The sequence below is a fragment of the Micromonospora sp. NRRL B-16802 genome (assembly GCF_001279555.1).
Classification (GTDB): Bacteria; Actinomycetota; Actinomycetes; order Mycobacteriales; family Micromonosporaceae; genus Micromonospora; species Micromonospora profundi.
This window is the reverse complement of the sequence record NZ_LGEB01000053.1, coordinates 139,876-164,921: the sequence shown is the minus strand read 5'-3', so window position 1 is coordinate 164,921 and position 25,046 is coordinate 139,876. Positions and strand designations below refer to the sequence as shown.

Here is a 25,046-nt window from a genome sequence, read left to right as displayed (position 1 = left end):
GTAACCTCCGGCCACCTCATTCCTGTTACTTGTGTGTTTCTGCCACATAGCTCGTGGGTGACGTCACTTCTAGCGTGGGCCGTCACAAAGAAGTTCTCTCCCTCCGAGTCCTCATGTGGAGTCGCAATGACGGTCCGGACGACGCGGCGGGTGTTCCTCTCCGCCGCCACGATGATGGCCGCGGCGTTGGCCGCCACGGCCTGTGGCAGCCCGCAGGACACCGCCACCGGCGGCGGCGACAGCGCCGCGCCGGTAAAGGTCGGCCTGGTGTACTCCCAGTCGGGTGCGCTGGCCAGTTACGGAAAGCAGTACATCGAGGGGTTCAAGGCGGGGCTCGACTTCGCCACCCAGGGCACCGGCAAGGTCGGTGACCGCACGATCGAGATCAGCGAGGTCGACGACGCGGGAGACCCCGCCAAGGCGGTGTCCGCCGCCAAGGACCTGATCGGCAAGGGTACGAAGATCATCGCGGGCTCCACCGCCTCCGGCGTGGCGCTGCAGGTCGCCCCGATCGCGGCGCAGAACAAGGTCCTGTTCATCTCCGGGCCGGCCGCCACCGACGCGGTGACCGGCGCCAACAAGTACACGTTCCGTTCCGGCCGGCAGTCCTACCAGGACGTGGTGACCGCCAAGTCGTTCATCGGCGACCCCACCGGCAAGAAGGTGGTGGTCTTCGCCCAGGACGGCGCGTTCGGCGACGCAAACGAGGCAGCCGTCAAGGCGGTCATCGGCGGCGCGGGTGCCACCGTCAGCAGCGTACGGGCACCGGCCAGCGCCACCGAGTTCACGCCGTTCGCCAGCCAGATCAAGACCGCGAAGCCGGATCTGCTCTTCGTGGCCTGGGCCGGCACCACCGCCCCGGCCATGTGGCAGACCCTCGACCAGCAGGGCGTGCTCTCGTCGACCACTGTCGTGACCGGCCTCGACATCCGCGCCTCCTGGCCGACGTTCGGCGCGGCCGGCACGAAGATCTCCTTCCTGTCGCACTACTTCGACGGCGCCTCCGACACCGAGGCCAGCAAGGCGCTGAAGGCCAAGGTCGGCACCGTCGACCTGTTCCACCCGGACGGCTTCGCCGCGGCCCAGATGGTGGTCCGTGCCGTGCAGGAGGGCGGGGAGGACGTCGACAAGATGGTCACCGCCCTGGAGGGCTGGAGCTTCGACGGGGTCAAGGGCAAGATGACCATCCGAGCCGAGGACCACGCGCTGCTCCAGCCGATGTACCAGGCCAAGCTCACCGGCAGCGGCACCGCCTTCTCGGCCACCGCGCAGAAGAGCCTCACCGGTGACGAGTCGGCGCCGCCGGCCGTGGCGATGAAGGGCTGAGAAATGCTCGCCACCCGCGGTCTGACCTGGCGGATCGGTGAGGTCGCCATCGTCGACAGCGTCTACCTCGACCTCGCGCCCGGAGAGTTCCTGGGCGTGATCGGGCCGAACGGCGCAGGCAAGACCTCACTGTTCAACCTGATCACCGGCCTGCGCCGGGCCACGGAGGGCCGGATCACCCTGGACGGGCAGGACATCGGGGCGCTCCCGCCGCACCGGCGGGCTCGCCTCGGTCTGGGCCGTACCTTCCAGGCATCCTCGGTCTTCGGTTCGCTGAGCGTGCGGGAGAACGTCCGGCTCGCCGTGCAGGCGCACCGCGGGGGCTCGATGGCACTGTGGCGGCGGGCGGCGGCCGACCGGGAGGTGGCCGCCGCCGCCGACGCGGCGCTCGACCGGGTCGGCCTCGCCCACCGGGGTACGGCGCTGGCCGGCACCCTGGCCCACGGCGAAAAACGCAAGCTGGAGATCGCCCTGCTGCTCGCCGGTGAACCGCGGGTGATGCTGCTGGACGAGCCGATGGCAGGGGTCAGCGCCGAGGACGTACCCGAACTGGTCGCGGTGATCAAGTCGTTGACCGGGGACAGCAACCGGGCGGTGCTGATGGTCGAGCACCACATGGACGTCATCCTGGAACTGGCCGACCGCATCGCCGTCATGCACCACGGCGCGCTGCTGGCCTGCGACACCCCGGAGACGGTGATGGCCAACGCCACTGTGCAAGAGGCCTACCTGGGGGAGTCGCTCTGATGGAACCGATCCTCAGTGTGGAGGACCTGTCGGTCCGGATCTCCGGGCTGCACATCCTCCAGGGGGTGTCCTTCACTGTCGCCCCGAGCGGCGTGACGGTCCTGCTCGGCCGCAACGGCGTCGGCAAGACCACCACGTTGCGCGCGATCCTCGGCCTCACGCCGCCGGCCGGTGAGGTGCGCGGCAGCATCCGGATGGGCGCGCAGAGCCTGCTGGCCCGCCCCACCCACCGGCTGGTCCGCGGTGGGCTGGGCTACGTGCCCGAGGACCGCGACGTGTTCGCCGGTCTCACCGTCGCCGAGAACCTGCGGCTCGCCGAGCGGCGCGGCACGACTCCCGCGTACGACAAGGTTTTCGCGCTCTTTCCGGAGCTGGACCGGCGCGGACGGCAACGGGCGGGGTCGCTCTCCGGTGGGCAGCAGCAGATGCTGTCGATCGGGCGGGTGCTGCTCAACGACAACCGGCTGCTGCTGATCGACGAGCCGACCAAGGGGTTGGCACCAAAGGTGGTGACCGAGGTGGCCGAGGTCCTGGAACGGGTCGCGGAGTCGGTGCCGGTGCTGCTCGTGGAGCAGAACCTGGCGGTGGTACGACGGTTGGCCCGCGATGCCGTGGTGCTCGCCGCCGGAAAGGTGGCCTGGACCGGCGACGCCCGCGAGTTGCTGCTGGAGACGGCACTTACCAAGTCGCTGCTCGGCGTGGGCACCGGTGAGGCGCACCGTCCGACCGGCGCGGACCGGGCTGCCGTGGCCGGGAAGGACGCAGGCTGATGGGGACCGTGATCCTGTTGGCGTTGACCGGGCTCGGCCTGGCGGCGCTGTACTTCCTCGTCGCCTCCGGCCTGTCACTGGTCTTCGGCCTGGCCGACGTGCTCAACTTCGCGCACGGGCTGTTCCTCGGTGTCGGCGCCTACGGCACCTGGTGGGCGGCGGGCAACCTGCCGGGCGCCAGCGGCGACGGCTGGGGCTTCGTGCTCGCTGTCGCGTTCGGGGTGGCCGCCGGCACGCTCGTGGCGATCCTGGTCGAGCTGGTGCTGATCCGCCCGCTCTACTCCCGCACCATCGAGCAGGTGCTCGTCACCGTCGGCCTGTCGCTGGCCGGGGTGGCGCTGTTGCAGGCCACCTGGGGTGCTGACGCCCGACCGTTCCCGCGCCCGGACTGGACCCGACAGGTCACCGGGATCCTCGGCGCGCAGGTGCCGAACGGCGGCCTGCTGCTGATCATCGCGGCGGTGCTGGTGCTCGGCGCGATCCTCGCCTTCCTGCGCTGGACCCGGTACGGCCTGGTGATCCGGGCCGGCGTGGAGAACCGGGAGATGGTGACGGCGCTCGGCATCGACGTCCGCAAGGCGTTCACGCTGGTCTTCGCGATCGGTGGGGCGGCCGCCGCGCTCGCCGGCGCGCTGGGCGGTGTCTACTTCGGCACCGTCTCGCCCGGTCAGGGCGGCTCGTTGCTGATCTTCGCGTTCATCGTGGTGGTGATCGGCGGGATGGGCTCGGTGGTCGGCTCCGCGTACGCGGCGGTCGTCGTCGGGCTGGTGCAGCAGTTCGTCAACTACTACGGCACGTCCGGGCTCGGCGACATCTGCGTGGTCGGGCTGCTGGCCGTGGTGCTGCTGCTGCGCCCGCAGGGCATCGCAGGAAAGGTGGCAACGGCATGACGCTCCTCGACGTGACCCCGGCGGCGGCAGCACCTCCCGCTCCGAAACCGGGCCGTGTGCACCGCGTACGCCCGTTCCTGCCGCTCGTGGCGTTGGCGGTGCTGGTGATCCTGCCGTACTCGACGCTCTCCCTGCCGGGGATCTTCGAGGGGCCGATCAACTCACCGGGCACCCTGCAACTGCTCGCCATCTGCCTGATCTTCGGCGGGCTGGCCGCCGGGTACGACCTGCTCTTCGGCCGGACCGGGATGCTCTCCTTCGGGCACGCGCTCTACTTCGCGGCAGGCGTGTACGGCACGGACATCCTCATCACCCGGGCCGGCCTGCCGCTGTGGCAGGCGGCGCTGCTGACCATCACCGGCGGCACGATTCTCGCCGCGCTGCTCGGCGCTGTGGCGCTGCGGACCGTGGGCATCGCGTTCGCCATGGTGACGCTGGCCTTCGCCCAGGTGGGGGCGATCCTGGTGGCCCGGGACTTCGGTGGGCTCACCGGCGGCGAGGAAGGTCTGCCGCTGGACGTGTCCGGGCTGCCCGCCGGGCTGGTCGGGGTGACCAACACGGTGAACCTGTACTGGCTGGCGCTGGCGTACCTGACGCTCGTGGTCTTCGTGGTGCACCGGGTGAGCGGTTCACCCACCGGTCGGGTGCTCGCCGGCCTCCGCGACGACGAGCGGCGGATCGGTGTGCTCGGGCTCGACCCGTACCGCTACAAGCTTGTGGCGTTCACCCTGGCCGGCGGGCTGGCGTCGGCGGGCGGGGTGGTCTACGTCCTCATCGTCGGCGGCGCGTCACCGCACATCACGTCGTCCGAGCTGACCCTTTCGCTGCTGGTCATGGTGGTGCTCGGCGGGCCGGGCACCCGGTGGGGGCCGGTGCTCGGTGGCATCCTCTACATGTACCTGGACCACCGGCTCACCGCGTTCGGCACGAGCGACGCGGTGGACAACCTGCCGGCCTTCCTCAGCAACCCGCTGAGCCAGCCGCTCTTCGTCCTCGGCACTGTCTTCATCCTGGCCGTCTACTTCTTCCCAGGAGGCCTGACCAGCCTGGCCCCCCGCGTATCCCACCTGACCCGCTCCCTCCGCTCCCGCTAGGGCTTCCCGTCGATCATGAAGTTATTGCTACGCCACGCCGTGGTTGAGGGCGGTAACTTCATGATCGACGGGATTCTCTGCACGGGGAGGTCGGGGACATGGTTGGGCGACTTGCGGTTGTCAGTGGGGGCGGGACCGGGATCGGCGCCGCCGTCGCGGGGGTGCTCGCCGGGGACGGCTACGACGTACTGATCGTCGGCCGACGGGCGGACGTGTTGACCGATACCGCGGAGCGACTCTCTGTCGAATGTGGTCGTACCGACGCCGTGACCGCCGTCACCGCCGATCTGACCGACCCGGCGCACCTCGACCGGGTTCTCGCGGCGATCGGTGACCGGCCGGTCGACGTGGTGGTCAACAACGCCGGCGGCTACCTCGCCGGTGACACGAGCACGCTCGCCGGAACCGCCGCGCACTGGCGGGCCAACCTGGACGCCAACGTGCTCACCGCAGTGCTGCTCACCGAGGCGCTGCGGCCTGCCCTTCGCCGACCGGGCGGCCGGGTGATCCTGATCAGCTCGATCTCCGCCCAACGCGGCGGCGGTGGGCCGTACTCGGCGGCGAAGGCGGCCCTGCACGGCTGGTCGTACGACCTGGCAGCGCAGCTCGGCCCAGAGCAGATCACGGTGAACGTGGTGAGCCCCGGCTATGTCGCCGAAACCGAGTTCTTCGGCGACCGGATGACAGCCGAGGGGCATGCGAAGCGGGTGGCGGCGACCCTCGTGGGGCGGGCCGGCGTGCCGAACGACGTCGCCGAAGCCGTTCGCTATCTCACCAGTCCGGCCGCCGGCTACGTCACCGGTCAGGTGCTCGGCGTCAACGGGGGTTCGGTCCTCGGTCGCTGAGCACGCGACCGTCCAGACACGACGAAGGGGCGGCGGCCCCCCGTGCGACCGCCGCCCCCTGCGTCGTGACTCAGCCGTTCAGCAACTCGTACGCCATCGCTGGTGCCTTGATGGCGGCGGCACCGGTCGGCACGCTGATCTTCGGCGCGGTGCCGTAGTCGGTGTACTTGACGACGTAGTCGTACGCCTTCGCCTTGCCGGCGGCCGGGATCTTCAGCGTCAGCGAGGTCAGGTGCTTGTCCGCGCCGACCACTGCGGTGAACGGCACCTTCTTGGCGGCCTCGCCGAGCGCCGCGGCCTCACCGTCCTCAAGCGACTTCGCCGCTTCTCCCCCGCTCACGTCGATGAACCCGACGTACCGTCCGGGGCTCTGCTCCTCCACCGAGGTGGCCGCCTCAAGGAGCGGCCCGGCGTTGCCCTGGTCCGCGCCGTCGTAGGTGGGGATGGAGGCGGCGTCGGTCAGCTTCGCGGGGTCCAGCTTCATCCACTTGTCCGGGAGCTTCGGCAGGCCCGGGCGGCCGGTGAACTTCGCCTTCATCCAGGTGTCGTCACCGATCACGAGGAACGACATCTTCACGGCGATGCCGTCGGAGTCCGGCGGCAGCGTGGTGTGGAGTTCGAACGCCTTCGACTCGTGGTCGATCAGGCCGGTGAGCGTGCTGGACGCATCCTTGCCGCTGAACCGGAACGTCCCCTCGGTGCCGTCGGGTACGGCGTCGACGAGCGCCTCCTTGGGGCTGACGCTCGGGGCGTCCTGCGGCGCCGCTGCGGGCTCGTCCTTCGACCCGCAACCCGCGAGCAGGCTGGCCGTGGCCAGCACAGCGGCGACCGTGCCGAACGTCCGTCGGATGGTGCCGGCGGTGCCCGTTGCCTGTGTCATCACACTTCTCTTTCTCGATGCGTGGCTCTTGCCGACGACGATGCTGCCGGCCGCCGCGGCGGTCCGACTGCCGATATGCTGCCGTCCGGCTGCCGGGCACTGCCGTCCGGTGCCCCACGGGGGTATCAGGAGCGGAAACTCGCATGTCAGGAACGCTGCGTTTCGAGATCCTCGGGCCTCAGCGGGCCTGGTACGCCGACCGGGAGATCGACCTCGGCCCCGGCAAGCAGCGTGCCGTGCTTGCCGTCCTGTTGCTCTCCGTCGGCCGTCCGGTGCCCACGGGGCAGATCGTCGAGGCGGTCTGGCCGGAGGATCCACCCGCGAACGGCCCCAACGTGGTGCAGAAGCACGTCGCCGGGTTGCGCCGGGTGTTGGAGCCGGAGCGGTCACCGCGTACGCCGGGGCAGGTGCTCAGCCTGACCGACGCCGGTTACCTGCTGCGGGTCGACCCCGAGGGGGTGGACGCGGTCCGCTTCGAGCGGGCGGTGCACCGCGCCCGGCAACGCCACGCGGAGGGCTGCGCCACCGAGGCGCTGAGCGAGTTGGCCGCAGCTTTGGAGCTGTGGCAGGGAGAGCCGTTCGTCGGGTTCACCGGGCCGATCTTCGATGCCGCGCGCCAGCGGCTTGTCGAGTTGCGGGCCGTGGCGCTGGAGACCCGGGCCGAGCTGACACTGGACCTCGGCCGGCACCGGGAGGTGATCGGCGAGCTGCGGGAGTTGGTGGCGGAGTTCCCCGTTCGGGAACGGCTGCGGCACCACCTCATGCTCGCGCTCCACCGCAGCGGGCGGCAGGCCGAGGCGCTCGCCGCCTACCGGGAGTTCGGCAGCCTGCTCCGGGAGGAGTACGGCATCGAGCCTGGCGAAGCCCTCCAGGAACTGCACAGGCGCATCCTGCGCTCCGACCCGACGCTCACGGCACCGGCGATGCCGCTCACGGCACCGGCGGAGGCGCTCGCAGCACCGGCGAAGCCGTCGGACGATCGGCAGCCGCCCGCGTTGGCGCCGTCCCCGACCGCCGGCCTCAGGTCCGGCCCCTGGGAGTCGCCGACCACGTCGGATCGGTTCCCGAGCGACGTCGGCTATCCGCCGCCGATCCTGCTCCCGCAACCGGTGGCGGACAGCCGGCCTGCGAGACCGCAGTCGCCGCCCTGGGCGAGCAGGGCCGCCACCTTCGCCGGTACGGTGCTCGTCCTGTTCTCCTTCGGTTGTCTGACCTGGCTGGTGATCCTGGCCTACGCGGTCTGGCGGCGTAGCTGGCGTCTCGCCGTCGCCGGCATCGGCTACCTGGCGATAGTCGTCGTCGAGGTGGCACTGCTCGACATCGAGCACCCGGACGCCGAGGTGCCCGGCCTTGAGGCGGTGACGTTCCTCGGGCTGGCCGTCGTCACCTGGATCCTCGGAGCGGTGCACGTGATCCTGCTCAGCCGAGGGCTCTGGGCGGCGATCACCGGAAACCTGGGCGGCAGCGCGAAGCAACGCGCCCAGGAGGAGCGGCGCATCCGTCGTGAGCACGCCCGCTACCTGCTCTACCACCACCCGGCGGCTCGCGACGAACTGCGCGTGGGGCGGCCCGACCTTCCCCGGACCTTCGACGACGGCGGTCTGATCGACGTCAACGCGGTCCCGGAGCAGGTGCTCACCGGCCTGCCCGGCCTGACGTCCGAGCAGTGCCGGCAGATCGCTGTGGACCGGTGGCTGCGCGGCCCGTACACATCGATGGAAGAACTTGCCGCGCGCTGCCTGCTGCAGCCGACGGCCACCGAGCCCCTGCGCGACCTGCTGCTGTTCCTCCCTCCAGCCGTACTGGCCGACGAGGCGCGGGCGCACGGATCGTGACCGCCACCTCCCGCGCGGGCCGGGGTTCTGACGCACGGCGCTGGTAGACATGTCGGGTGGAGACAGCAGAGCGGGCGGCGGTACGGGAGCGGGCCGAGGCGGTGCTGCGCCGGCTGGCCGGTGAGCACGCCCGGCTGCGTGAGGACCAGTGGCGGGCCATCGAGGCGCTTGTCGTCGACCGGCGGCGGGTGCTCTGCGTGCAACGCACCGGCTGGGGCAAGTCGGCTGTCTACTTCGTGGCCACCGCGCTGCTGCGCGACAGCGACAAGGGCGGCGCACAGGGCGGCCAGCACGGCCCGACCGTCATCGTGTCGCCGCTGCTGGCGCTGATGCGCAACCAGGTGGAGGCGGCAGCTCGGGCCGGCATCCGGGCGCGCACGATCAACTCCGCGAACCTCGACGAGTGGGACGCCATCACCGCCGAGATCCAGGCCGGCGCTGTGGACGTGCTGCTGATCAGCCCGGAGCGGCTCAACAACCCCGATTTCCGCGACGGCGTGCTGCCGAAGCTTGCCGCGACCACCGGCCTGCTGGTCGTCGACGAGGCGCATTGCGTCTCCGACTGGGGGCACGACTTCCGGCCGGACTACCGGCGGCTGCGCACGTTCCTCGCCGAGCTGCCGGAGCGCACCCCGGTGCTGGCCACCACCGCCACCGCGAACGCCCGGGTCACCCAGGACGTGGCCGAGCAGTTGGGCGACGCGCTCGTCCTGCGCGGCACCCTGGACCGCGAGTCGCTGCGCCTCGGTGTGCTCGACCTGCCCACACCGGCGCACCGGCTGGCCTGGCTCGCCGACCACCTGGACGAGCTGCCCGGCTCCGGCATCGTCTACACGCTCACCGTGGCGGCAGCGGGGGAGACGACCGAGTTCCTGCGCTCCCGGGGCTATCCGGTCGCGTCCTACACCGGGCAGGCCGAGGACGCCGACCGACGAGCCGCCGAGCAGGACCTGCTGGACAACAAGATCAAGGCGCTGGTGGCGACCAGTGCGCTGGGCATGGGCTTCGACAAGCCCGACCTGGGCTTCGTCGTCCACCTCGGCGCGCCGCCCTCACCGATCGCGTACTACCAGCAGGTCGGTCGCGCCGGCCGCGCCGTCGAGCACGCCGAGGTGCTGCTTCTGCCCGGCGCCGAGGACGCCGCGATCTGGCGCTACTTCGCCTCGCTGGCGTTCCCGCCCGAGCAGCAGGTCCGGGCCGTGTTGGCAGCCCTGCACACCGACCGCCCGCTCTCCACCCAGGCTCTCGAACCCCTTGTCGACCTGCGCCGCGCCCGGTTGGAGCTGATGCTCAAGGTCCTCGACGTGGACGGCGCGGTCCGCCGGGTGCGCGGTGGCTGGCTCGCCACGGGCGAGCCCTGGGTCTACGACGAGGGCCGGTTGCGCCGCGTCGCCGAGGCGCGCACCGTCGAGCAACAGGCCATGCGGGAGTACGCGTCGACACCCGACTGCCGGATGCGATATCTGCGGGAGCGCCTGGACGACACCGGGGCGACCGACTGCGGCCGGTGCGACACGTGCGCCGAGCCGCTGTTCTCCGCCGACGTGTCCACAGCCGCGCTCACCGCCGCGCAGGCGTTCCTGGGCCGCCCCGGCGTGGAGATCGCGCCGAAGAAGCTCTGGCCGACCGGGTTGGAGGCTGTGGGCGTACCCCTGAAGGGCCGGATCGCCCCGGCGGACCAGACGCTGCCGGGCCGCGCCGTGGGCCGCCTCTCCGACCTGGGCTGGGGTGGCCGGCTGCGCGAGCTGGTCGGCCCGGAGGCCCTCGACACGGCGGTGCCCGACGACGTGGCCGGGGCCGTCGTGGAGGTGCTGAAGGCGTGGGCGCACGGCGACGACCCGTGGCCCCGCCGGCCGGTGGCGGTGGTCGCGGTCGGGTCCCGGCGACGGCCCCGGCTGGTCGGCTCGCTGGCCGAGCGGATCGCGGCCGTGGGTCGGCTGCCACTGCTGGGCGAGATTGCCTCGACAGGTCCGGGTGGCCCCGGTGGGCCGCGCGGCAACAGCGCCCAGCGGGTACGCGCGCTGCACGACGCCTTCACGGTGCCAGCCGACCTGGCCGACGCACTGACCGCCCTGGACGGCCCGGTGCTGCTCGTCGACGATCTCGTCGACTCGGGCTGGACGATGACGATCGCGGCCCGGGCTCTGCGCCGGGCCGGCGCACCGGACGTGCTGCCCCTCGCCCTCGCGGTGGCCGGCTGACCTGTCGCTCCCCGGCCGGAGCGGAAAAGTTCCCGAGGCGGGCGGATTGCGACGGTCGCCACGCCGTCGCGACGTCGACCAGGGCTGGCCAGCGGCGACGGTACCGTGGGCGACATGACCGATCCGCACCCCGTCCCCCGCGCGCGCCCGCTGGACGCCGGTGCCGCCGCGACGGGCCACGTGCTGGACGCCTGCGGTGTCTGACCAGGTCTCCGCCGTGGCGGACCGGAGCACGATCCGGCTGGCCCTGGTGGTCGGCGGCCTGGTGCTCGCCGTGCTGCTCGGGTTCGGCCTCGGCCGTCTCAACGGCGGTGGGACCGGCGGCACCGCCACCGCCGGTGTGTCGTCCTCGACCGGCGGGCACACCCACCCGCCGGGCACCGGAGTCCACGATCACGGTGCCGTGACGGGCACCGACGGGCAGGCGGGCGCCGAAGCTGGCGGCCTGTCGGTCAGCTCGTCCGGCTACACGTTCGCGCCGCTGGCCACCGAGTTCCCGGCCGGCCAGCCGGGGCAGCTGCGTTTCCAGGTGCGGGACGCGCAGAGCCGGCCGGTCACCCGCTTCGCCGTCGTGCACGACAAGCCCATGCACCTCATCGTGGTCCGTCGGGACCTCACCGGCTACCAGCACCTGCATCCGACAATGGCGCCCGACGGCACCTGGTCGGTGCCGCTGACCCTCGCCCAGCCGGGCGTCTGGCGGGCGTACGCCGATTTCACAGCGGTGGCCGACGACGGCGGCCAGACGGCCGTGACCGTCGGCGTGGACCTCGTCGCGCCAGGCGGCTACCAGCCGCGCCCGCTGCCGAAGCCTGCCACGTCGACGACTGTGGACGGGTTCACCGTCAGCTACCAGGGCAGCCCGCAGGCCGGGGCGACTGTGCCGTTGACGTTCCGGGTCGACGGCGTCGGCGGTGTCGCGGCGCTGGAGCGCTACCTCGGCGCGTACGGGCACCTGGTGGCGCTGCGCGAGGGCGACCTCGGCTACCTGCACGTGCACCCGGAGCTCGAACTGGTGGACGGCCAGGTGAAGTTCTGGCTGACCGTTCCCGACCCGGGGCGCTACCGCCTCTACCTGGACTTCCAGGTCGGCGCGAATGTGCACACCGCCGAGTTCACACTGACGATCCCCTGACCCGCCTCGCGGCGGGGTCAGCCGGCTCGGCGGATGGGGCGGCGGGCCAGGTAGCGGAGAAGGTCGCGGATGTGGTGTTTCTCCTCGGCCGGGACCGTGGGGTCGGCCAGCCGGTCCAGGATGACGCGGACGTCCGCCTCTACCGGACCGTCGTCGCCGCGCTTGCGGGGTGCCGGCCCCGCGTCGGGCAGCCCGAGTGCCCGGAACGCGGCGGCCACCGGCAGATCCAGTGCGGCGCAGAAACCGCGCACCTTTGCCAGCTCGGGGTAATCCTGCCAGTCGCCAGCCAGCCAACGGAACACCGTGGAGCGACCCACGCCCGTGTGTGAGGCAAGATCGGTCACGGTCCAGCCGCGCTCGTCGCGCGCGTCGTCGATGGCGCGACGGACGAAGCGGGCGAAGGCCATCTGCGGTGTAACGTCTGAGGAACCCATCCGTGTGTGTTGATCCCTCCCGGCTGGGCACTGGGCGATGCATCACGAGAGTAGTACGCCCGCAGGCGGAAACCACTGACTGACCACACAAACCGTCCCATCGATGAGACTCCGTCTCCCGCTGTACCCGTACCACCACCGAGCGATCATCGTCGTTCTTCTACTAAGCTCGGTGCCCGTCCCGGCAGGGCGTTTGTTCGCCTGTCGCCTCCGATCGGACCACCGCCGAGGAGCACCATGGCCGAATCGAGTCGTCCGCGGCCGTACCAACCTGGTGCGGTGAGCCTCTTCTTCGTCGCCAATGCTGGCGTCTTCGCCGCCGCGTTCTGGATCTGGTTGCTGTGGATGGTGCTCCGCACCCACGAGGCGACAGGTGCGGACGTGCTCGCCGCCACCGGTGCCATCACCACGACGCTTGTCACCGTCGTGCTGGGTGCCCGGATGGCGTTGCAGCGTAACGCCGCCATCCGGCACGCCGAGACGAAGAAGCTGCTCGTCGACATTTCGTGGAACGCCTTCGCGGCGGCCGGCAACGCCGAGGGCGCGGGCAAGGTGGTGCCCTTCCCGATCAGCCCGGTCGGGGGCGACCGCGCTGGCCAACGGCCCGACGGGGACCGGGCGTCGGCGTTCGGCCGTGGTCTCGGCGGTCGGGACCGGGGCAGCAACGGCGGCCGGCGACGCTGAACCGCCGTACCGGTCAGGCGACGGGCGGCTGCTCGGCGGTGGCCAGCAGGGTCTCCAGGCGGGGCGTGACCCGCCACTGGTCGACCAGTTCGCGGTACTCCGCACGCTGGGCCCCGGTTGCCTCGGTGCCGGTACGGCGGGCACGGATCAGCAGGTTGCGCGGGGTGTGCTGGGAGTCCACGAACTCCACCACCTCGGACCGATAGCCGTGTACCCGCAGCAGCCCGGCGCGCAGCGCGTCGGTGAGCACGTCAGCGAAGCGCTCGCGCAGGATGCCCTGCCGGGTCAGCAGGTCGTACGGGGTTGGTGCGGGCTGTGCGCGTAGCTGCTTCGCGAGGTCGTGGTGGCAGCAGGGCGCGGCAAGCACCCAGCGGGCCTCCCAGCGCACCGCGCGGGCCAGCGCCTCGTCGGTGGCGGTGTCGCAGGCGTGCAGCGCCAGCACCAGATCCGGGGCGGGATCGACGACCGCGTCGGCGATCGTCCCGGCCACGAAGCTGACCTTGTCGGCCCAGCCCATTCGCTGTGCCAGCTCGGTGTTGCGCCGCCGCTGGTCCTCCCGGACGTCGACGCCGATCAGTTCGACGTCGAGCCCCCGCCTGGACAGGTACCGGTACGCGGCGAAGGTCAGGTAGGCGTTGCCGCAGCCCAGGTCGACAACCCGCAACGAGCCGGTCAGCTCGTCGGGCAGGGTCGCGGCCAGGGCCCGCAGGAACGCGTCCACCTGGCGGCGTTTGGCCGCCGAGCCGCCGATCTCGGCGAAGATCTCGTCACCCGGGTCCAGCAGGTATTCCTTCGCCCGGTCGTGCCCGGCTGGCGCCGCCGCTGGTCGGGCCGTCGCCGCCCGGTGCACCTGCGCCTCGCCGGACTTGGTCACCCGCAGTTGGAGCGTCGCGTCGGCCGTCTCGACGTGCCAGTTGCCGAACGGCTCGGCCAGCAACTCGTCGACCGCCGCTGCCGACTCCGCACCGGGGGCGACATTGCGGGTGTACGGGCGTACACCGTCGGAGGTGGCGATCTGGAGCCGGGGCCCGGCCTTGAGCGTCACCGGCCGCAGTTCGGCGCGGGCCACAGTGGGACGGCGACCCCGTCGGCGGCCGGCGGCGACAGCCCGGGTCAGGGTGGGGTCGAGGAGCAGGGTGCGGACCTCGGTGAGGGCGGCGTCCAGTGGTTCCGGCATCGTTCCATCTTCGGCAGGTGGGGCGGGAAGGGAACATCCCCCGTACCGCGCTCAGGCGGTCCGGGGGATGTCGGGTGGGTCTGTGAGTCAGTCCGCGGTCGCCTCGGCCGGCGTACCCGCGCCGGAACCGCCAGAACGGCGGCGCCGGCGGCGACGCGGCTTGGACGGGTCGCCGTCCGCGGCCGCGGACGGCTCGGCCGGTGCCGCGTCGGCGGAGATCACCGCGGTGGCCTCGCCCGCGACCGGCTCGCCGGCCCGGCGGCGACGACGGCGGCGGGGAGTACGGGTGGCCTCGTCGCCAGCCGCGTCCACGGGCACCTCGGCGGCCGGCGCGGCGGCGTCGGTGCGGTCGCGGCGGCCGTCGCTGCGACCACGGCGCTCGCCCCGCCCCTCGCTACGGCTCTCACCGCGACGCGGACCGCGACCACCGCTGTCGCCCCGGCGGGAACGGGTCGTCCCACCCAGGTCTTCCTCGATCTCGGCGGACAGCCCGGCCCGGGTGCGCTCCGCCGTGGGCAGCGTGCCGCTGACCTCGGTGGAGATGTGCAGGTCGGTGTAGAGGTGCGGCGACGTGTGGTACGTCTCCGGCGGCTCGGGCATGTCCAGACCGAGGGTCTTGTCGATGATCCGCCAGCGGGGCATGTCGTCCCAGTCGACGAAGGTCACCGCGACGCCCGTCGCTCCGGCCCGGCCGGTCCGGCCGATCCGGTGGGTGTAGGTGTCCTGGTCTTCCGGGCAGTCGTAGTTGATGACGTGGGTGACGCCCGTGACGTCCAGCCCTCGGGCCGCCACGTCGGTGGCGACCAGGATGTCGATCTTGCCGGCCCGGAAGGCCCGCAGCGCCCGCTCGCGGGCACCCTGGCCCAGGTCACCGTGCACCGCGGCGACGGCGAACCCACGGAAGTCGAGGTCCTCGGCGACCCGGTCGGCAGCCCGCTTGGTACGCGTGAAGATCATGGTCAGCCCGCGACCCTCCGCCTGGAGGATGCGCGCCACCACCTCGACCTTGTTCATCGAGTGGGTGCGGTAGACCAGCTGCTGGGTCTGCGGCGACGGGCCGGTCTCGGCGGTGTGCCCGGCGTGGATCGTCATCGGCTGGCGCAGGAAGCGCCGGGACAGGGTGACGATCGGGTCCGGCATGGTGGCCGAGAACAGCATCGTCTGCCGGTCTTCCGGGAGCATCGCGAGGATCTTCTCGACGTCGTCGAGGAAGCCCAGGTCGAGCATCCGGTCAGCCTCGTCGAGGACGAGCGCGCGCACCCGGTCCAGTCGGAGGTGCTTCTGCTTCTGGAGGTCCATCAGACGGCCGGGGGTGCCGACCAGGATCTCGACGCCCTTGCGCAGCGCGTCGATCTGCGGCTCGTACGCCACGCCGCCGTAGATCGGCAGCACCCGGATGCCGCGCGTGCGGCCGGCGGCGGCGAGGTCCTTGGCGACCTGGATGCCCAGCTCACGGGTGGGGACGACGACAAGCGCCTGGGGGACGCCGTCGCTGCCCTCGCTCGGCGCGAAGACCCGCTCCAGCAGCGGAACGCCGAAGCCGAGGGTCTTGCCGGTGCCGGTGGGGGCCTGGCCGATGAGGTCGACGCCGCGCAGGGCGATCGGGATCGCGTACTCCTGGATGGCGAACGCGCGGGTGATGCCGGCCGCTGCCAGGGCCTCGACGGTCTCGTCGCGGGCGCCGAGCGCGGCGAAGGTGGGGGCCTCCGGCCGAACCGGGGCTGTGGGTGCCAGTTCCTGGCCGTCCATCAGTTCTTCAATCAGTTCGCTCATGTGGATTTGGGGGTGCCCTCTCGTGGGTGCGCCCGTCATGTCCTCAGGGCGCGTTCGGTATGACGCGGGCCACACGGTCGGGGGCAGACTGCCGAGCCGGACCGGGCCGCACGCGCGCCGCGGGCTGAGCTTCGATCAGATCGGCGCCCACGGCAACTGCTCCATGCTACCTGAACAGGCAAGCTCACGTCCCGATTCCCGGGCGGCCAGCCGCCACGCGGGGGCATTGATTGTGACCTGCGCCACAGGGCCTGTCGAACGGCTTCCTGGGTCGGCTACGCGTTGCCCCAGGCTGTCGAGCGGCCCGCGCTCACTGCGCTCATCGCGCAGGGCGTCCGGGCCGGATGTGTCGGGTTGTCCAGGCGGCTCACTGCGGCGCACACCGGACGAATGGCAACCGTCGGGCTGAGCAGGCGACCTACGCGCCGGATGGTGCGGTCCCGGCCCGCGGCAGGTGGGCGACGCCGACCTGCCGCAATGGCCGGACCAGTCAGCGGACGGTGAAACCGACCGATCGGGGGGACGCCTCGGCGATCTCGACGTAGGCGACCTTCTCGACCGGAACGATTACCCGCCGGCCCTTCTCGTCGGTCAGGGAGAGCGTGCCGCCATCGCCGGCGAAGGCGTCGGTCACGATCTGCTCGATCTCGGCCGGCGACTGCGCGCTGTCCAGAACCAGCTCGCGCGGCGCGTACTGCACGCCGATCTTGACCTCCACTGTGCCTCCTCAACTGGGGCGAAAGAACCGCCCTGCGAAGGCTATCCGATCACGGGGGCGGTGGTCAGGCTGACTCACCTTGCAGCGGGAAGCTCGCGATGCCCCGCCACGACAACGCCGCCACCAACGCCTCGGCCTCGGCCTTGGGCACCTGCCGGCCCCGGGCCAGCCAGAACTGCGCGGCCGTCTCCGCCGCGCCCACCAGGCCGGAGGCGAGCAACTCGGCGTGCGACCTGCTCACGCCGGTGTCCGAGATGATCGTGTCGGTGATCGCCGCGATGCAGCCCTGCTCGACCCGCTCCACCCGCTGCCGTACGGCCGGGTCGTTGCGCAGATCCGACTCGAAGACGAGGCGGAACGCCTCGCTCTCGTGGTCGACGAAGTCGAAGTACGCCCGCACCGACGCGCTGACCCGCTCCTTGTTGTCGCTCGTGCCGTGCATCGCGTCCTGCACTTTGGCAACGATGGCATCACAGTGCGTGTCGAGCAGGGCGAGATAGAGCTCCATCTTCCCCGGGAAGTGTTGATAGAGCACCGGCTTGGAAACCCCGGCCCGCTCGGCGATGTCGTCCATCGCCGCAGCGTGGTAACCCTGCGCGACGAACACCTCCTGCGCCGCCGCGAGCAGCTGCTTACGGCGCGCCGAACGGGGCAGGCGGGTGGGCCTGCCAGCGGTCTGTGCACCGTTCCCCACAGCGGTCATGGGATCCTCCGAGTTCTCCGTACGAGCCGGCATTTTCCCCCCAAGACGGGGCGGCCCGCGATCGCGTCGTGGAAATGGCCCGCCGCTGTAACTTATCGCCACTCTCCCCACACGGTAGCCTCAGCGGGGGCGACCAAGGAGCGCGCGGTGAGTGAAACAGGGCAACCCGGAGCCGCCACCCCGGGAGAGCACGGTGACGGAACGGGTCAGCACGACGACCCGGGCCGTTCCGGCGACGGGTGGGCGCCCCCGGCGGGCGGGTGGTCCCGAGCCGCCGAGCGCGAGGCCGCCCGGGAGCAGGCGGCACGCTGGCAGCCCGACCCCGCGTCCGGTTGGCGGGCCGCCTCCGCGCGGCACGGCGATCTGCCCGCCCCGCTGGGCGGCAGGCCCGGGGAGCCCGAGCCCGAGCCCCCGGCGCGGGTCAACGGTCACCACACCAACGGCGTCCGCCGCGCCGACTTGGAGACCAACGGCGTGGGACGCGCCGACGCCGAAACCCACGGTGTACGCCCTCCCGGCGCCGATCTTCCGTCGAGCCGTCCCGCGCCGGTGAGCGCGCCGCCCGGGCTGACCGCGGAGGCCCGGTCCGACGCCTCCGGTGACCGTCTGGTGGTGCCGGCCCAGCGCCCCGCGCCGCCGGGCGAGCAGACCGCCGGCGACACCGACGCCGTGCGGCACTCCACGGCCGATCCGACGGGCCCGCGTAGCGCCCGCTGGGCCGACCCCGGGCTGCCCACCTCGACGCCGTCACCCGTCCAGGTGCCGCCCGTCGGCACCGCCGCCTCGGGCTTCGAGGTGCCGCCCGGACTCCACGCGCCGACCGGCGAGCGGCAAGCCGCCGACGCCGAGCGTGCGTTCGATGCTGAGCGTGGCTTTGACGATGAGCGCGGCTTTGACGATGAGCGCGGGCTTGACGCTGAGCGCGGCTTTGACGATGAGCGCGGGTTCGATGCTGAACGTGGTCTCGACGGTCCGCCCGACCGCCCCGCTGGGGACACGCACCGGGCCGGGGAGTCGGCGACCATCGAACCGGACTGGTCCGGGCCGAGCTGGAACCACCCGAGTCGGGGCAGTGGCTGGGAGCCGCCCTGGTCACGCCAGGCCGGTGAGCCTGCCGGTCGTCAGGCCCGGGACGAGTCCGCGCCGGGCTGGGCCGCCGAGCCCAACCGCCCGTACGAGCCGGTGCCTGTCGAGTCACCGCGCCCGTACGAGCCGGTGCGTGCCGACCTGCCGCAGGCGTACGACACGACCCGGGACGACCCGGACGCCGAGGATGCGACCGAGTCCGGCGCGGCCGCCCGCTCGCCCTGGGCAGACGGCCCCGCCCCCACCAGCGGCCCGCCGGCCGACCGTCCGTCGTGGGCGGGTGGTTCGGATCGGGCACCGGTCAGTGCTCCGCCGTCCCGCCCGTCGTGGACCGGTGGGTCCGATCCGGCCCCGGTCAGTCCGCCTCCTCGCCCGTCGTGGGCCGGCCCGGCGTCGACCATCCCGTCCCCGCCCCGGCCGTCCTGGGCTGGCGGTTCGGACCCGGCGCCGACAAGTGGTCCGCCGTCGCGTCCGCCCTGGTCCGGGTCGGACCCGGTGCCCACCAGCGGCCCGCCATCCCGGCTGCCCTGGTCCGGTCCGGATCCAGCGCCGACCAGCGGTCCCCCGTCCCGTCCGCCCTGGTCCGGTTCGGACCCGGCGCCCACCAGCGGTCCCCCGTCCCGTCCGGCGTGGCCCGGCGACCCGACCCCCGTCAGCCCGCCTGCCGGTACGCGGCCGTCCTGGGCCGGCCCAGCGCGAACCGACGGCCCAGCGCCGACCGACGGTCCAGCGCGAACCGACATCGCACCGCAAGCCGACAGCCTGGTGCGGACCGACGGCCCCGTGCGGACCGACGGCCCCGTGCGGACCGGCAACCGAACGCCGGCCGACCTGCCGTCTGCGCCCGCCGGCCCACCGCCGACGCTTACCGACGCGCCACCACCACCGATCGCACCGCCGGCGACTCCGCCGCTGGGGGAACCCGTACCACCGGCGGAGCGCCCCTCCTGGGCCGGCGGAGCGCCGACGACCCCGGCGAGCGCAGGCACCGACCGGCCTGACTGGTCCGAGGGGCGTCTACCAACGACCTCGACCGATCGGCCGTCCTGGCCGGCTGCCCGTCTGCCCGGCGCACCCCGCGCGAGCGACGCGGGGGAGTCGGCCGGGCCGCTCCGGCCGGAGGCACGCCCGGTCGCACCGTTCCGGCTCAGGCCGGAGCCGCCCGAGCCGTCCGGTCCGCCTTCCGCCGAGTCGTCCCGCACCGCTTTCCCGGCGACCGGTCCGTCCGCCGGCCCGCAGCCCTCGGCCGGTGCCGTTCCGGCCTCTGCCAACAGTGGGTCCGGGCGTCACGACCGGCCCTCATCCACGTCCGTCCCTCCTTACGCCGCTCGCCGATCCGCCCCCGACCTGGCGTCGCCGGCCGATTCCGGCAGCGGCCGATTGCCGGACACCGCGGTGCTGCCGCAGCGCGTCCCCGCGGAACCGGACGTGCCCGTCGTGCCGGAGCCGCCAGCCGTGGAACCACCTGCCGAAACTCCCGAACTCGCCCGTATCGCCACCCACCTGCGACGCGACGACGAGCCCGCACCGCTGCGGGAGCGTCCCGAAGGGTTCGACGTCAACGCCATCCTGGACGCCGTACGGGAGGTGGCCGGCGTCCGCGATGCCGCGCTGCGCCGTACCCCGGCGGGCGCGCACAGCCTGCGACTGGACCTGGCTGACGGAGCCGACCCGGCCGAGGTGAGTCGGCAGGTCGCACGGCTGCTCCAGGATCGGATGGGGCTTGCCGCCGCCCCACAGAACGTGCCAGGCCTGCCAACCGCCCCGCCGCCACCGGTCCGCCGCCGTGCGGCCGACCCGCGTGCCGTCGAACCCACTGGCATCGAGCCGCGCGACACCCTCGCGCAGGCGCGACCGGCCACCGAGGCGGCGGCCGGTCGCCCAACGGGGAGCAGGGTCGAGGCCACGCCTGCGGCACCGGAGCGGTGGTCCGGCCCGGACGCCGCGCGTCGACGGCGGGCAGCCGCCCCGCACCGGGGCCGCGCCACAGTCGAGGAGCCCGGCTCGGTCTCGTCCGCGCCCACCGGAGCAGCCACCGGCAGTCCGGCGACGGTGGGTACGTCGTACTCCGGTGGTCAGGTGACCACGACGGAGTCGGCGCCCTCCCGCCCGCTGGACACCGGCGGTACGCCGGGGCCGCGGGTGGTCATCGACCATGTGCAGGTCAGCACCTTCGGCCTGGACGCCAATGTGGAGGTCCGGCTGCTGGCCGGCGACGACAGCGCCGCCGGGTACGCCACCGGTCCGGCGGTCGACGGCTACGTGCTGCGTCTCTGCGCGGTGGCTGCGGGCGCCGCCGTGGACGAGTTGCTGAGCGGCGCCGAGAACGCCGAGCGTGGGCGCTGTTTCGTCGAGCACGCCGCAGTGGTGCCGTTCGGCAACTGCGAGGTGGCAACCGTTGTGGTGCTGCTGGTCTGCGACGGTTGGGTCGAGCAGCTCGCCGGCTCGGCCCTTGTGGCAGGCGACCCCCGGCAGGCGGTGGTACGGGCCACGCTCGCGGCGGTCAACCGTCGGCTGGAGGCGCTGCTGTCCTGAACGGTCCGGGGCAGACTGGAGGTATGAAGCGCGCGACCCTCTGGCCGGACCATCTCCTTCCCGAGGCCGACCTTCCGCCGCCGTGGCCGGGCCGGGAGGTCCGCTTCGGCGGTTCGGCGTTGTACGTCCGGGACACCCCCGCCACGTCCGCCGGTGCGGAGCCGGCGCTGTACGTGCACGGGCTGGGAGGCTCGTCGCAGAACTGGACGGACCTGGCCGGGCTGCTGGCCGACCGGTTGGACGGTCAGGCCATCGACCTGCCGGGTTTCGGCCGTAGTGAGCCGGGTCGCCGCTACACAATTCCGGCCTTCGCGGACCTGGTCATCAGATGGATCGAGCACTCCGACCGGGGGCCGGTCCACCTGTTCGGTAACTCGCTGGGCGGCGCGATCGCGGTGCAGGTGGCCGGGCTCCGACCCGACCTGGTCCGTACCCTCACGCTGATCTCTCCGGCGTTGCCGTTCCTGGACTTCCGGCGCTCGTTGCAGGGTCGGATGCTGCCGGTGCTGGCGATTCCCGGTGGCGAGCGGCTGGTCGCCCGGTACCTCACCCAGCTCGCGCCCGAGATCATGGCCCAGCAGGTGCTGGAGGCCTGTGTCGCCGACCTGAGCCGTATCGGTGCGCAGCGCCGCGCCGAGGCGTTGGAGGAGATCCGGGTGCGCTACGAGGCGGCGCACTACGCGGCCGCGTACGTCCGGACGTTCCGGGGTCTGGTGTCGAGCTTCCTGCGGTCGTACCTGCCGGGGCCGGGTTCGCTGTGGCGGCTCGCCGCGTCGGTACGCGCGCCAGCGCTCGTTGTGGGTGGCCGGGCGGATCGCCTTGTCGACGTACGTGTCGCGCCGCAGACCGCCCGTGTCATCCCGGACAGTCGGCTGCTGATGCTTGACGGGGTCGGTCACGTGGCGCAGTTGGAGGTGCCCCGGCTGGTCGCCCGCGCGGTGGTCGGTCTGCTCGCCGAAACGGAGGAGTCCGGGCGGCGGTCTGATCTGGCAGGCTGAGCCGGATGCCCACGTCTGCTCGCCGTCGCCGGCGCTTCGCGTTGATCGCCCAGCTGGTGGCGGTGGTGGTGGCTGTCGTCGCGGCGGTGACAGTCGTCGCCGAGGGGCCGGGCCGCAAGCCCGACCAGTTGTCCGCCGAGGAGGTCGGCCCGCCGCCGCTCGTGGCCGGGCCGTTGCCACCGTCTGTCGAGCCGTCCCCGTCCGTGACGGCGGTGACTCCGTCGAGCCCGGCGCCGGTGCTGCGGATGCCCGGGCCGGTGCCGACAGCGGGCACCGGCCGGTTCGGCTACGACGACCGCACCGGTCCCGTGTTGGGCCGTGCGGGTGTGCTGCGCAACTACCGGGTGGCGGTCGAGGCGGGCAGCAACGAGGACGTCGCCGCGTTCGGGCAGGCGGTCGAGACGGCGTTGGCCGGGCCGGGCAGCTGGGTCGACAGCGGTCGGCTGCGGTTGCGGCAGGTGCCGGGGGACAGGCCCCGGGACTTCACCGTCTACCTGGCTACCGCCCGTACTGCGGGTCGGATGTGTGCCGCCGGTGGGGTGAACATCTCCATCGGCGGGCGGCCGTACACGTCGTGCCGTGCGGCCGGTCAGGTGATCATCAATTTGGATCGGTGGCGGCTGTCCGTGCCGCACTTCGTGTCGGCTGGTGTGCCGCTCTCGGTCTACCGGACGTACGTGGTCAATCACGAGGTGGGCCACCAGCTCGGGCACCGGCATGAGCGCTGCCCGGGTGCGGGCCGGCCGGCGCCGGTGATGATGCAGCAGACCATCTTCCTCAAGGGGTGCCGCGCCAACCCGTGGCCGTACCTGAACGGTCGGCGCTACTCCGGCCCTCCGCTCTGAGCTGCTGCTCCGATACGCCGACCGGGTTCGCCGCCTTCAGGTCGTCTTGCGTAAATAGCGGTAAAAGCGGAGATATGCCCGAATAATCTGGCAGGCTGACACCATGATGCCGTCTGCCCCTTACGGCCCGCCCGAGCCGCACGACCCAGCGGACCAGCCGGCGTACGAGGGCGCGCGTCCCACGCTCGTCCGGATGCGACGGCGGCGACGCCGCAGCCTGCTTCTCGGCGTACTCCTGCTCGCCACCGCCATCGGCGTGACAGTGAGCCGCGGCGGTGAAGACCCGGTCGAGGCGCCGGCCACCACCCAGGGCGGGATGGGGCACGGTGGCGGGCTGGGCGCGCACCCGGAGCCCACCGGGTATCCGTCGGTCGGCGCGGGCCGGTTCACAGCCGCCGACGGTGAGACCCCCGTGCACGGCAAGGACGGGCCGTTGCGCCGCTACCGGGTGGTCGTGGAGCGCGGGACCGGCCAGGACGCCGCTGCGTTCGCCGCCCGGGTGGACGCGGTGCTCACCGACCCACGCAGCTGGATCGCCTCCGGTGAGCTGCGGATCCAGCGGGTCGCCGACGCCGGAGCCGCCGACTTCACCATCTACCTGGCCACGCCTGTCACCTCCGAGCGGATGTGCGCCGAGGGCGGGTTGACCACCGAGCGCTACACGTCCTGTCGGCTGCCGGGCCAGGTCATCATCAACCTCGCCCGCTGGCAGGAGGCGGTGCCTGACTACGGGGCACCGCTGGAGACGTATCGCACATATGTGATCAACCACGAGGTTGGCCACGAGTTCGGTGAGGAGCACGAGGCGTGCCCCGGCCCGGGGGAGCCCGCGCCGGTGATGCAGCAGCAGACGTACGGGCTGCAGGGCTGTGTGGCGAACGCCTGGCCGTACCTGGACGGCCGCCGCTATTCGGGCGACATCGTGCCCTGATCGACCCCGGTCGTCGTTATTCCCGCTCCCGCATCGCGGGCCAGTGTCCTCCCTCATGGCCGACACGGGCTCCGGCGAGCAACAATGGCGCGGTTCGCACCGCCGATCCCGGGGAGTCCACCGTGCCGTTGCCCCCGCTCGTCGAACCCGCCGCCGAGCTGACCGTTGACGAGATCCGCCGCTACTCACGCCACCTGATCATCCCGGACGTCGGGGTGACCGGGCAGAAGCGGCTGAAGAACGCCCGGGTGCTCTGTGTCGGCGCCGGTGGCCTCGGCTCGCCCGCCCTCATGTACCTCGCTGCCGCGGGTGTCGGCACCCTCGGCATCATCGACTTCGACACCGTCGACGAGTCGAACCTCCAGCGTCAGATCATCCACGGCGTGTCCGACATCGGCCGGTCCAAGGCCGAGTCCGCCGCCGCGTCGATCCGCGAGATCAACCCGCTGGTCAACGTGGAGATCCACAACACCGCCCTGGACCGGGAGAACGTCCGCGAGATCTTCGCCCAGTACGACCTGATCGTGGACGGCACCGACAACTTCGCCACCCGTTACATGGTCAACGACGCGGCGGTGCTGCTCGGCAAGCCGTACGTCTGGGGCTCGATCTACCGGTTCGACGGCCAGGCGTCGGTGTTCTGGGCCGAGCACGGCCCCTGCTACCGGTGCCTCTACCCGGAGCCCCCGCCGCCGGGCATGGTCCCGTCCTGCGCCGAGGGCGGCGTGCTCGGGGTGCTCTGCGCGTCGATCGGGTCGATCCAGGTCAACGAGGCGATCAAGCTGCTCGCCGGCGTCGGCGAGCCGCTTGTCGGCCGCCTGATGGTCTACGACGCCCTGGAGATGGAGTACCGCAAGATCAAGGTCCGCAAGGACCCGAACTGCGTGCTCTGCGGCGAGAACCCGACGGTCACCGACCTGCTGGAGGACTACGAGGACTTCTGCGGCGCGGTCTCCGAGGAGGCCCAGGAGGCCACCCTCGACTCGACGATCACCGCCCTGGAGCTCAAGGAGTGGCAGGACGCCGGCAAGGACATCTTCCTCGTCGACGTGCGCGAGCCGGCCGAGTACGAGATCGTCCGGATCCCCGGCTCCACCCTGATCCCCAAGGGCGAGATCCTCTCCGGTGAGGCCCTCGTGAAGCTGCCGCAGGACCGGCAGGTCGTGCTGCACTGCAAGTCCGGTGTCCGCTCGGCGGAGGCTCTCGCCGCGCTCAAGGCGGCCGGGTTCCGTGACGCCGTGCACGTGCAGGGCGGCGTGCTGTCCTGGATCAAGCAGATCGACCCGTCGCTGCCCGCGTACTGACCGGCCGGCTCGGGGCTGCGGTGCACGCCGCGCCCCGAGCCGCCCCCGGTACGACGAGCGCCCGCACGGCAAGCCCGTCGACAGTGCGGCAAATCGACGCGAAAGCGCTCCGAGCAGCCCTGTGACCGGAGCGTC

The 25,046-nt window shown here is 72.3% G+C and carries 22 protein-coding genes and 1 pseudogene; 15 read left to right on the top strand and 8 right to left on the bottom strand.

The window, feature by feature from the left end; translation table 11 throughout:
- The first annotated feature begins 126 nt into the window (after positions 1 to 126).
- The 6 genes from ADK66_RS11080 to ADK66_RS11055 all read left to right on the top strand — a co-directional run bounded on the left by ADK66_RS11080 (position 127) and on the right by ADK66_RS11055 (position 5,672).
- Positions 127 to 1,326: a substrate-binding domain-containing protein gene (locus ADK66_RS11080; RefSeq protein ID WP_053654090.1), complete on the top strand. Its 1,200-nt coding sequence runs from the start codon at positions 127 to 129 to the stop codon at positions 1,324 to 1,326.
- A gap of 3 nt (positions 1,327 to 1,329) precedes the next feature.
- Positions 1,330 to 2,073 (top strand): ABC transporter ATP-binding protein, encoded by a 744-nt coding sequence (locus ADK66_RS11075; protein ID WP_053654088.1) that lies wholly within the window; start codon positions 1,330 to 1,332, stop codon positions 2,071 to 2,073.
- Positions 2,073 to 2,843 carry an ABC transporter ATP-binding protein gene (locus ADK66_RS11070; RefSeq protein WP_157552402.1) on the top strand — a complete coding sequence of 257 codons (771 nt, stop codon included), beginning with the start codon at positions 2,073 to 2,075 and terminating at the stop codon, positions 2,841 to 2,843. The genes ADK66_RS11075 and ADK66_RS11070 overlap by 1 nt, the downstream gene beginning before the upstream one ends.
- The gene (locus tag ADK66_RS11065; RefSeq protein ID WP_053654083.1) at positions 2,843 to 3,733 is read left to right on the top strand and encodes a branched-chain amino acid ABC transporter permease; all 891 of its coding nucleotides are present in this window, start codon (positions 2,843 to 2,845) and stop codon (positions 3,731 to 3,733) included. Before ADK66_RS11070 ends, ADK66_RS11065 begins: the two co-directional genes overlap by 1 nt.
- Positions 3,730 to 4,827, top strand: a complete 1,098-nt coding sequence (locus ADK66_RS11060; protein ID WP_053654081.1) for a branched-chain amino acid ABC transporter permease — start codon at positions 3,730 to 3,732, stop codon at positions 4,825 to 4,827. The genes ADK66_RS11065 and ADK66_RS11060 overlap by 4 nt, the downstream gene beginning before the upstream one ends.
- Positions 4,828 to 4,925: 98 nt before the next feature.
- Entirely contained in the window at positions 4,926 to 5,672 is a 747-nt protein-coding gene (locus ADK66_RS11055; protein WP_053654079.1) for an SDR family NAD(P)-dependent oxidoreductase, read from the top strand.
- A gap of 70 nt (positions 5,673 to 5,742) precedes the next feature.
- On the opposite strand, the gene ADK66_RS11050 is transcribed toward ADK66_RS11055, so the two are convergent.
- The gene (locus ADK66_RS11050; protein WP_053654077.1) at positions 5,743 to 6,552 is read right to left on the bottom strand and encodes a hypothetical protein; all 810 of its coding nucleotides are present in this window, start codon (positions 6,550 to 6,552) and stop codon (positions 5,743 to 5,745) included.
- A gap of 143 nt (positions 6,553 to 6,695) precedes the next feature.
- Here ADK66_RS11050 and ADK66_RS11045 point away from each other — a divergent pair, with 143 nt between their 5' ends.
- From ADK66_RS11045 to ADK66_RS11035, 3 genes are all read left to right on the top strand, one after another.
- Positions 6,696 to 8,387 (top strand): AfsR/SARP family transcriptional regulator, encoded by a 1,692-nt coding sequence (locus ADK66_RS11045; protein WP_053654075.1) that lies wholly within the window; start codon positions 6,696 to 6,698, stop codon positions 8,385 to 8,387.
- Positions 8,388 to 8,443: 56 nt separating this feature from the next.
- Positions 8,444 to 10,588, top strand: a complete 2,145-nt coding sequence (locus ADK66_RS11040) for an ATP-dependent DNA helicase RecQ (RefSeq protein WP_053654073.1) — start codon at positions 8,444 to 8,446, stop codon at positions 10,586 to 10,588.
- Positions 10,589 to 10,784: 196 nt separating this feature from the next.
- Positions 10,785 to 11,723, top strand: a complete 939-nt coding sequence (locus ADK66_RS11035) for a hypothetical protein (RefSeq protein ID WP_053654071.1) — start codon at positions 10,785 to 10,787, stop codon at positions 11,721 to 11,723.
- Positions 11,724 to 11,740: 17 nt separating this feature from the next.
- Here ADK66_RS11035 and ADK66_RS11030 read toward each other — a convergent pair whose 3' ends face one another.
- Positions 11,741 to 12,157, bottom strand: coding sequence for a helix-turn-helix domain-containing protein (locus tag ADK66_RS11030; protein WP_053654068.1), 417 nt, complete (start codon positions 12,155 to 12,157; stop codon positions 11,741 to 11,743).
- A gap of 279 nt (positions 12,158 to 12,436) precedes the next feature.
- Between ADK66_RS11030 and ADK66_RS11025 the strand changes: the two genes are divergently transcribed.
- On the top strand, positions 12,437 to 12,841 hold the full coding sequence (locus ADK66_RS11025) for a hypothetical protein (RefSeq protein ID WP_231640001.1): 405 nt from the start codon (positions 12,437 to 12,439) through the stop codon (positions 12,839 to 12,841).
- A 13-nt stretch (positions 12,842 to 12,854) separates the two neighbouring features.
- Here the strand turns inward: ADK66_RS11025 and ADK66_RS11020 are convergent, their stop codons facing one another.
- The 6 genes from ADK66_RS11020 to ADK66_RS31850 form a co-directional block, all read right to left on the bottom strand.
- On the bottom strand, positions 12,855 to 14,018 hold the full coding sequence (locus ADK66_RS11020) for an SAM-dependent methyltransferase (protein WP_053654064.1): 1,164 nt from the start codon (positions 14,016 to 14,018) through the stop codon (positions 12,855 to 12,857).
- A gap of 87 nt (positions 14,019 to 14,105) precedes the next feature.
- Positions 14,106 to 15,791 (bottom strand): DEAD/DEAH box helicase, encoded by a 1,686-nt coding sequence (locus tag ADK66_RS11015; protein ID WP_197281485.1) that lies wholly within the window; start codon positions 15,789 to 15,791, stop codon positions 14,106 to 14,108.
- 490 nt (positions 15,792 to 16,281) lie between these two features.
- Positions 16,282 to 16,509, bottom strand: coding sequence for a DUF3107 domain-containing protein (locus ADK66_RS11010; protein WP_053654062.1), 228 nt, complete (start codon positions 16,507 to 16,509; stop codon positions 16,282 to 16,284).
- A 64-nt stretch (positions 16,510 to 16,573) separates the two neighbouring features.
- A complete protein-coding gene (locus ADK66_RS11005; RefSeq protein ID WP_053654060.1) occupies positions 16,574 to 17,212 on the bottom strand; it encodes a TetR/AcrR family transcriptional regulator in 639 nt (212 codons plus the stop codon).
- Between the two features lie 747 nt (positions 17,213 to 17,959).
- Positions 17,960 to 18,214 carry a hypothetical protein gene (locus ADK66_RS31855; protein ID WP_167942857.1) on the bottom strand — a complete coding sequence of 85 codons (255 nt, stop codon included), beginning with the start codon at positions 18,212 to 18,214 and terminating at the stop codon, positions 17,960 to 17,962.
- A gap of 119 nt (positions 18,215 to 18,333) precedes the next feature.
- On the bottom strand, positions 18,334 to 18,903 hold the full coding sequence (locus ADK66_RS31850; RefSeq protein ID WP_167942858.1) for a hypothetical protein: 570 nt from the start codon (positions 18,901 to 18,903) through the stop codon (positions 18,334 to 18,336).
- Positions 18,904 to 19,135: 232 nt separating this feature from the next.
- On the opposite strand from ADK66_RS31850, the pseudogene ADK66_RS11000 reads away from it, so the two are divergent.
- The 5 genes and pseudogenes from ADK66_RS11000 to moeZ all read left to right on the top strand — a co-directional run.
- Positions 19,136 to 20,833 (top strand): annotated as a pseudogene (locus ADK66_RS11000) (hypothetical protein); the annotation flags it as partial.
- Positions 20,834 to 20,856: 23 nt separating this feature from the next.
- Complete coding sequence (locus ADK66_RS10995) at positions 20,857 to 21,831, top strand: alpha/beta fold hydrolase (RefSeq protein WP_053654058.1); 975 nt, start codon at positions 20,857 to 20,859, stop codon at positions 21,829 to 21,831.
- Between the two features lie 5 nt (positions 21,832 to 21,836).
- A complete protein-coding gene (locus tag ADK66_RS10990; protein WP_053654056.1) occupies positions 21,837 to 22,676 on the top strand; it encodes a DUF3152 domain-containing protein in 840 nt (279 codons plus the stop codon).
- A gap of 103 nt (positions 22,677 to 22,779) precedes the next feature.
- Positions 22,780 to 23,607 (top strand): DUF3152 domain-containing protein, encoded by an 828-nt coding sequence (locus ADK66_RS10985; protein WP_053654055.1) that lies wholly within the window; start codon positions 22,780 to 22,782, stop codon positions 23,605 to 23,607.
- A 122-nt stretch (positions 23,608 to 23,729) separates the two neighbouring features.
- Positions 23,730 to 24,911, top strand: a complete 1,182-nt coding sequence (gene moeZ, locus ADK66_RS10980) for an adenylyltransferase/sulfurtransferase MoeZ (RefSeq protein WP_053654053.1) — start codon at positions 23,730 to 23,732, stop codon at positions 24,909 to 24,911.
- Positions 24,912 to 25,046 lie beyond the last annotated feature (135 nt).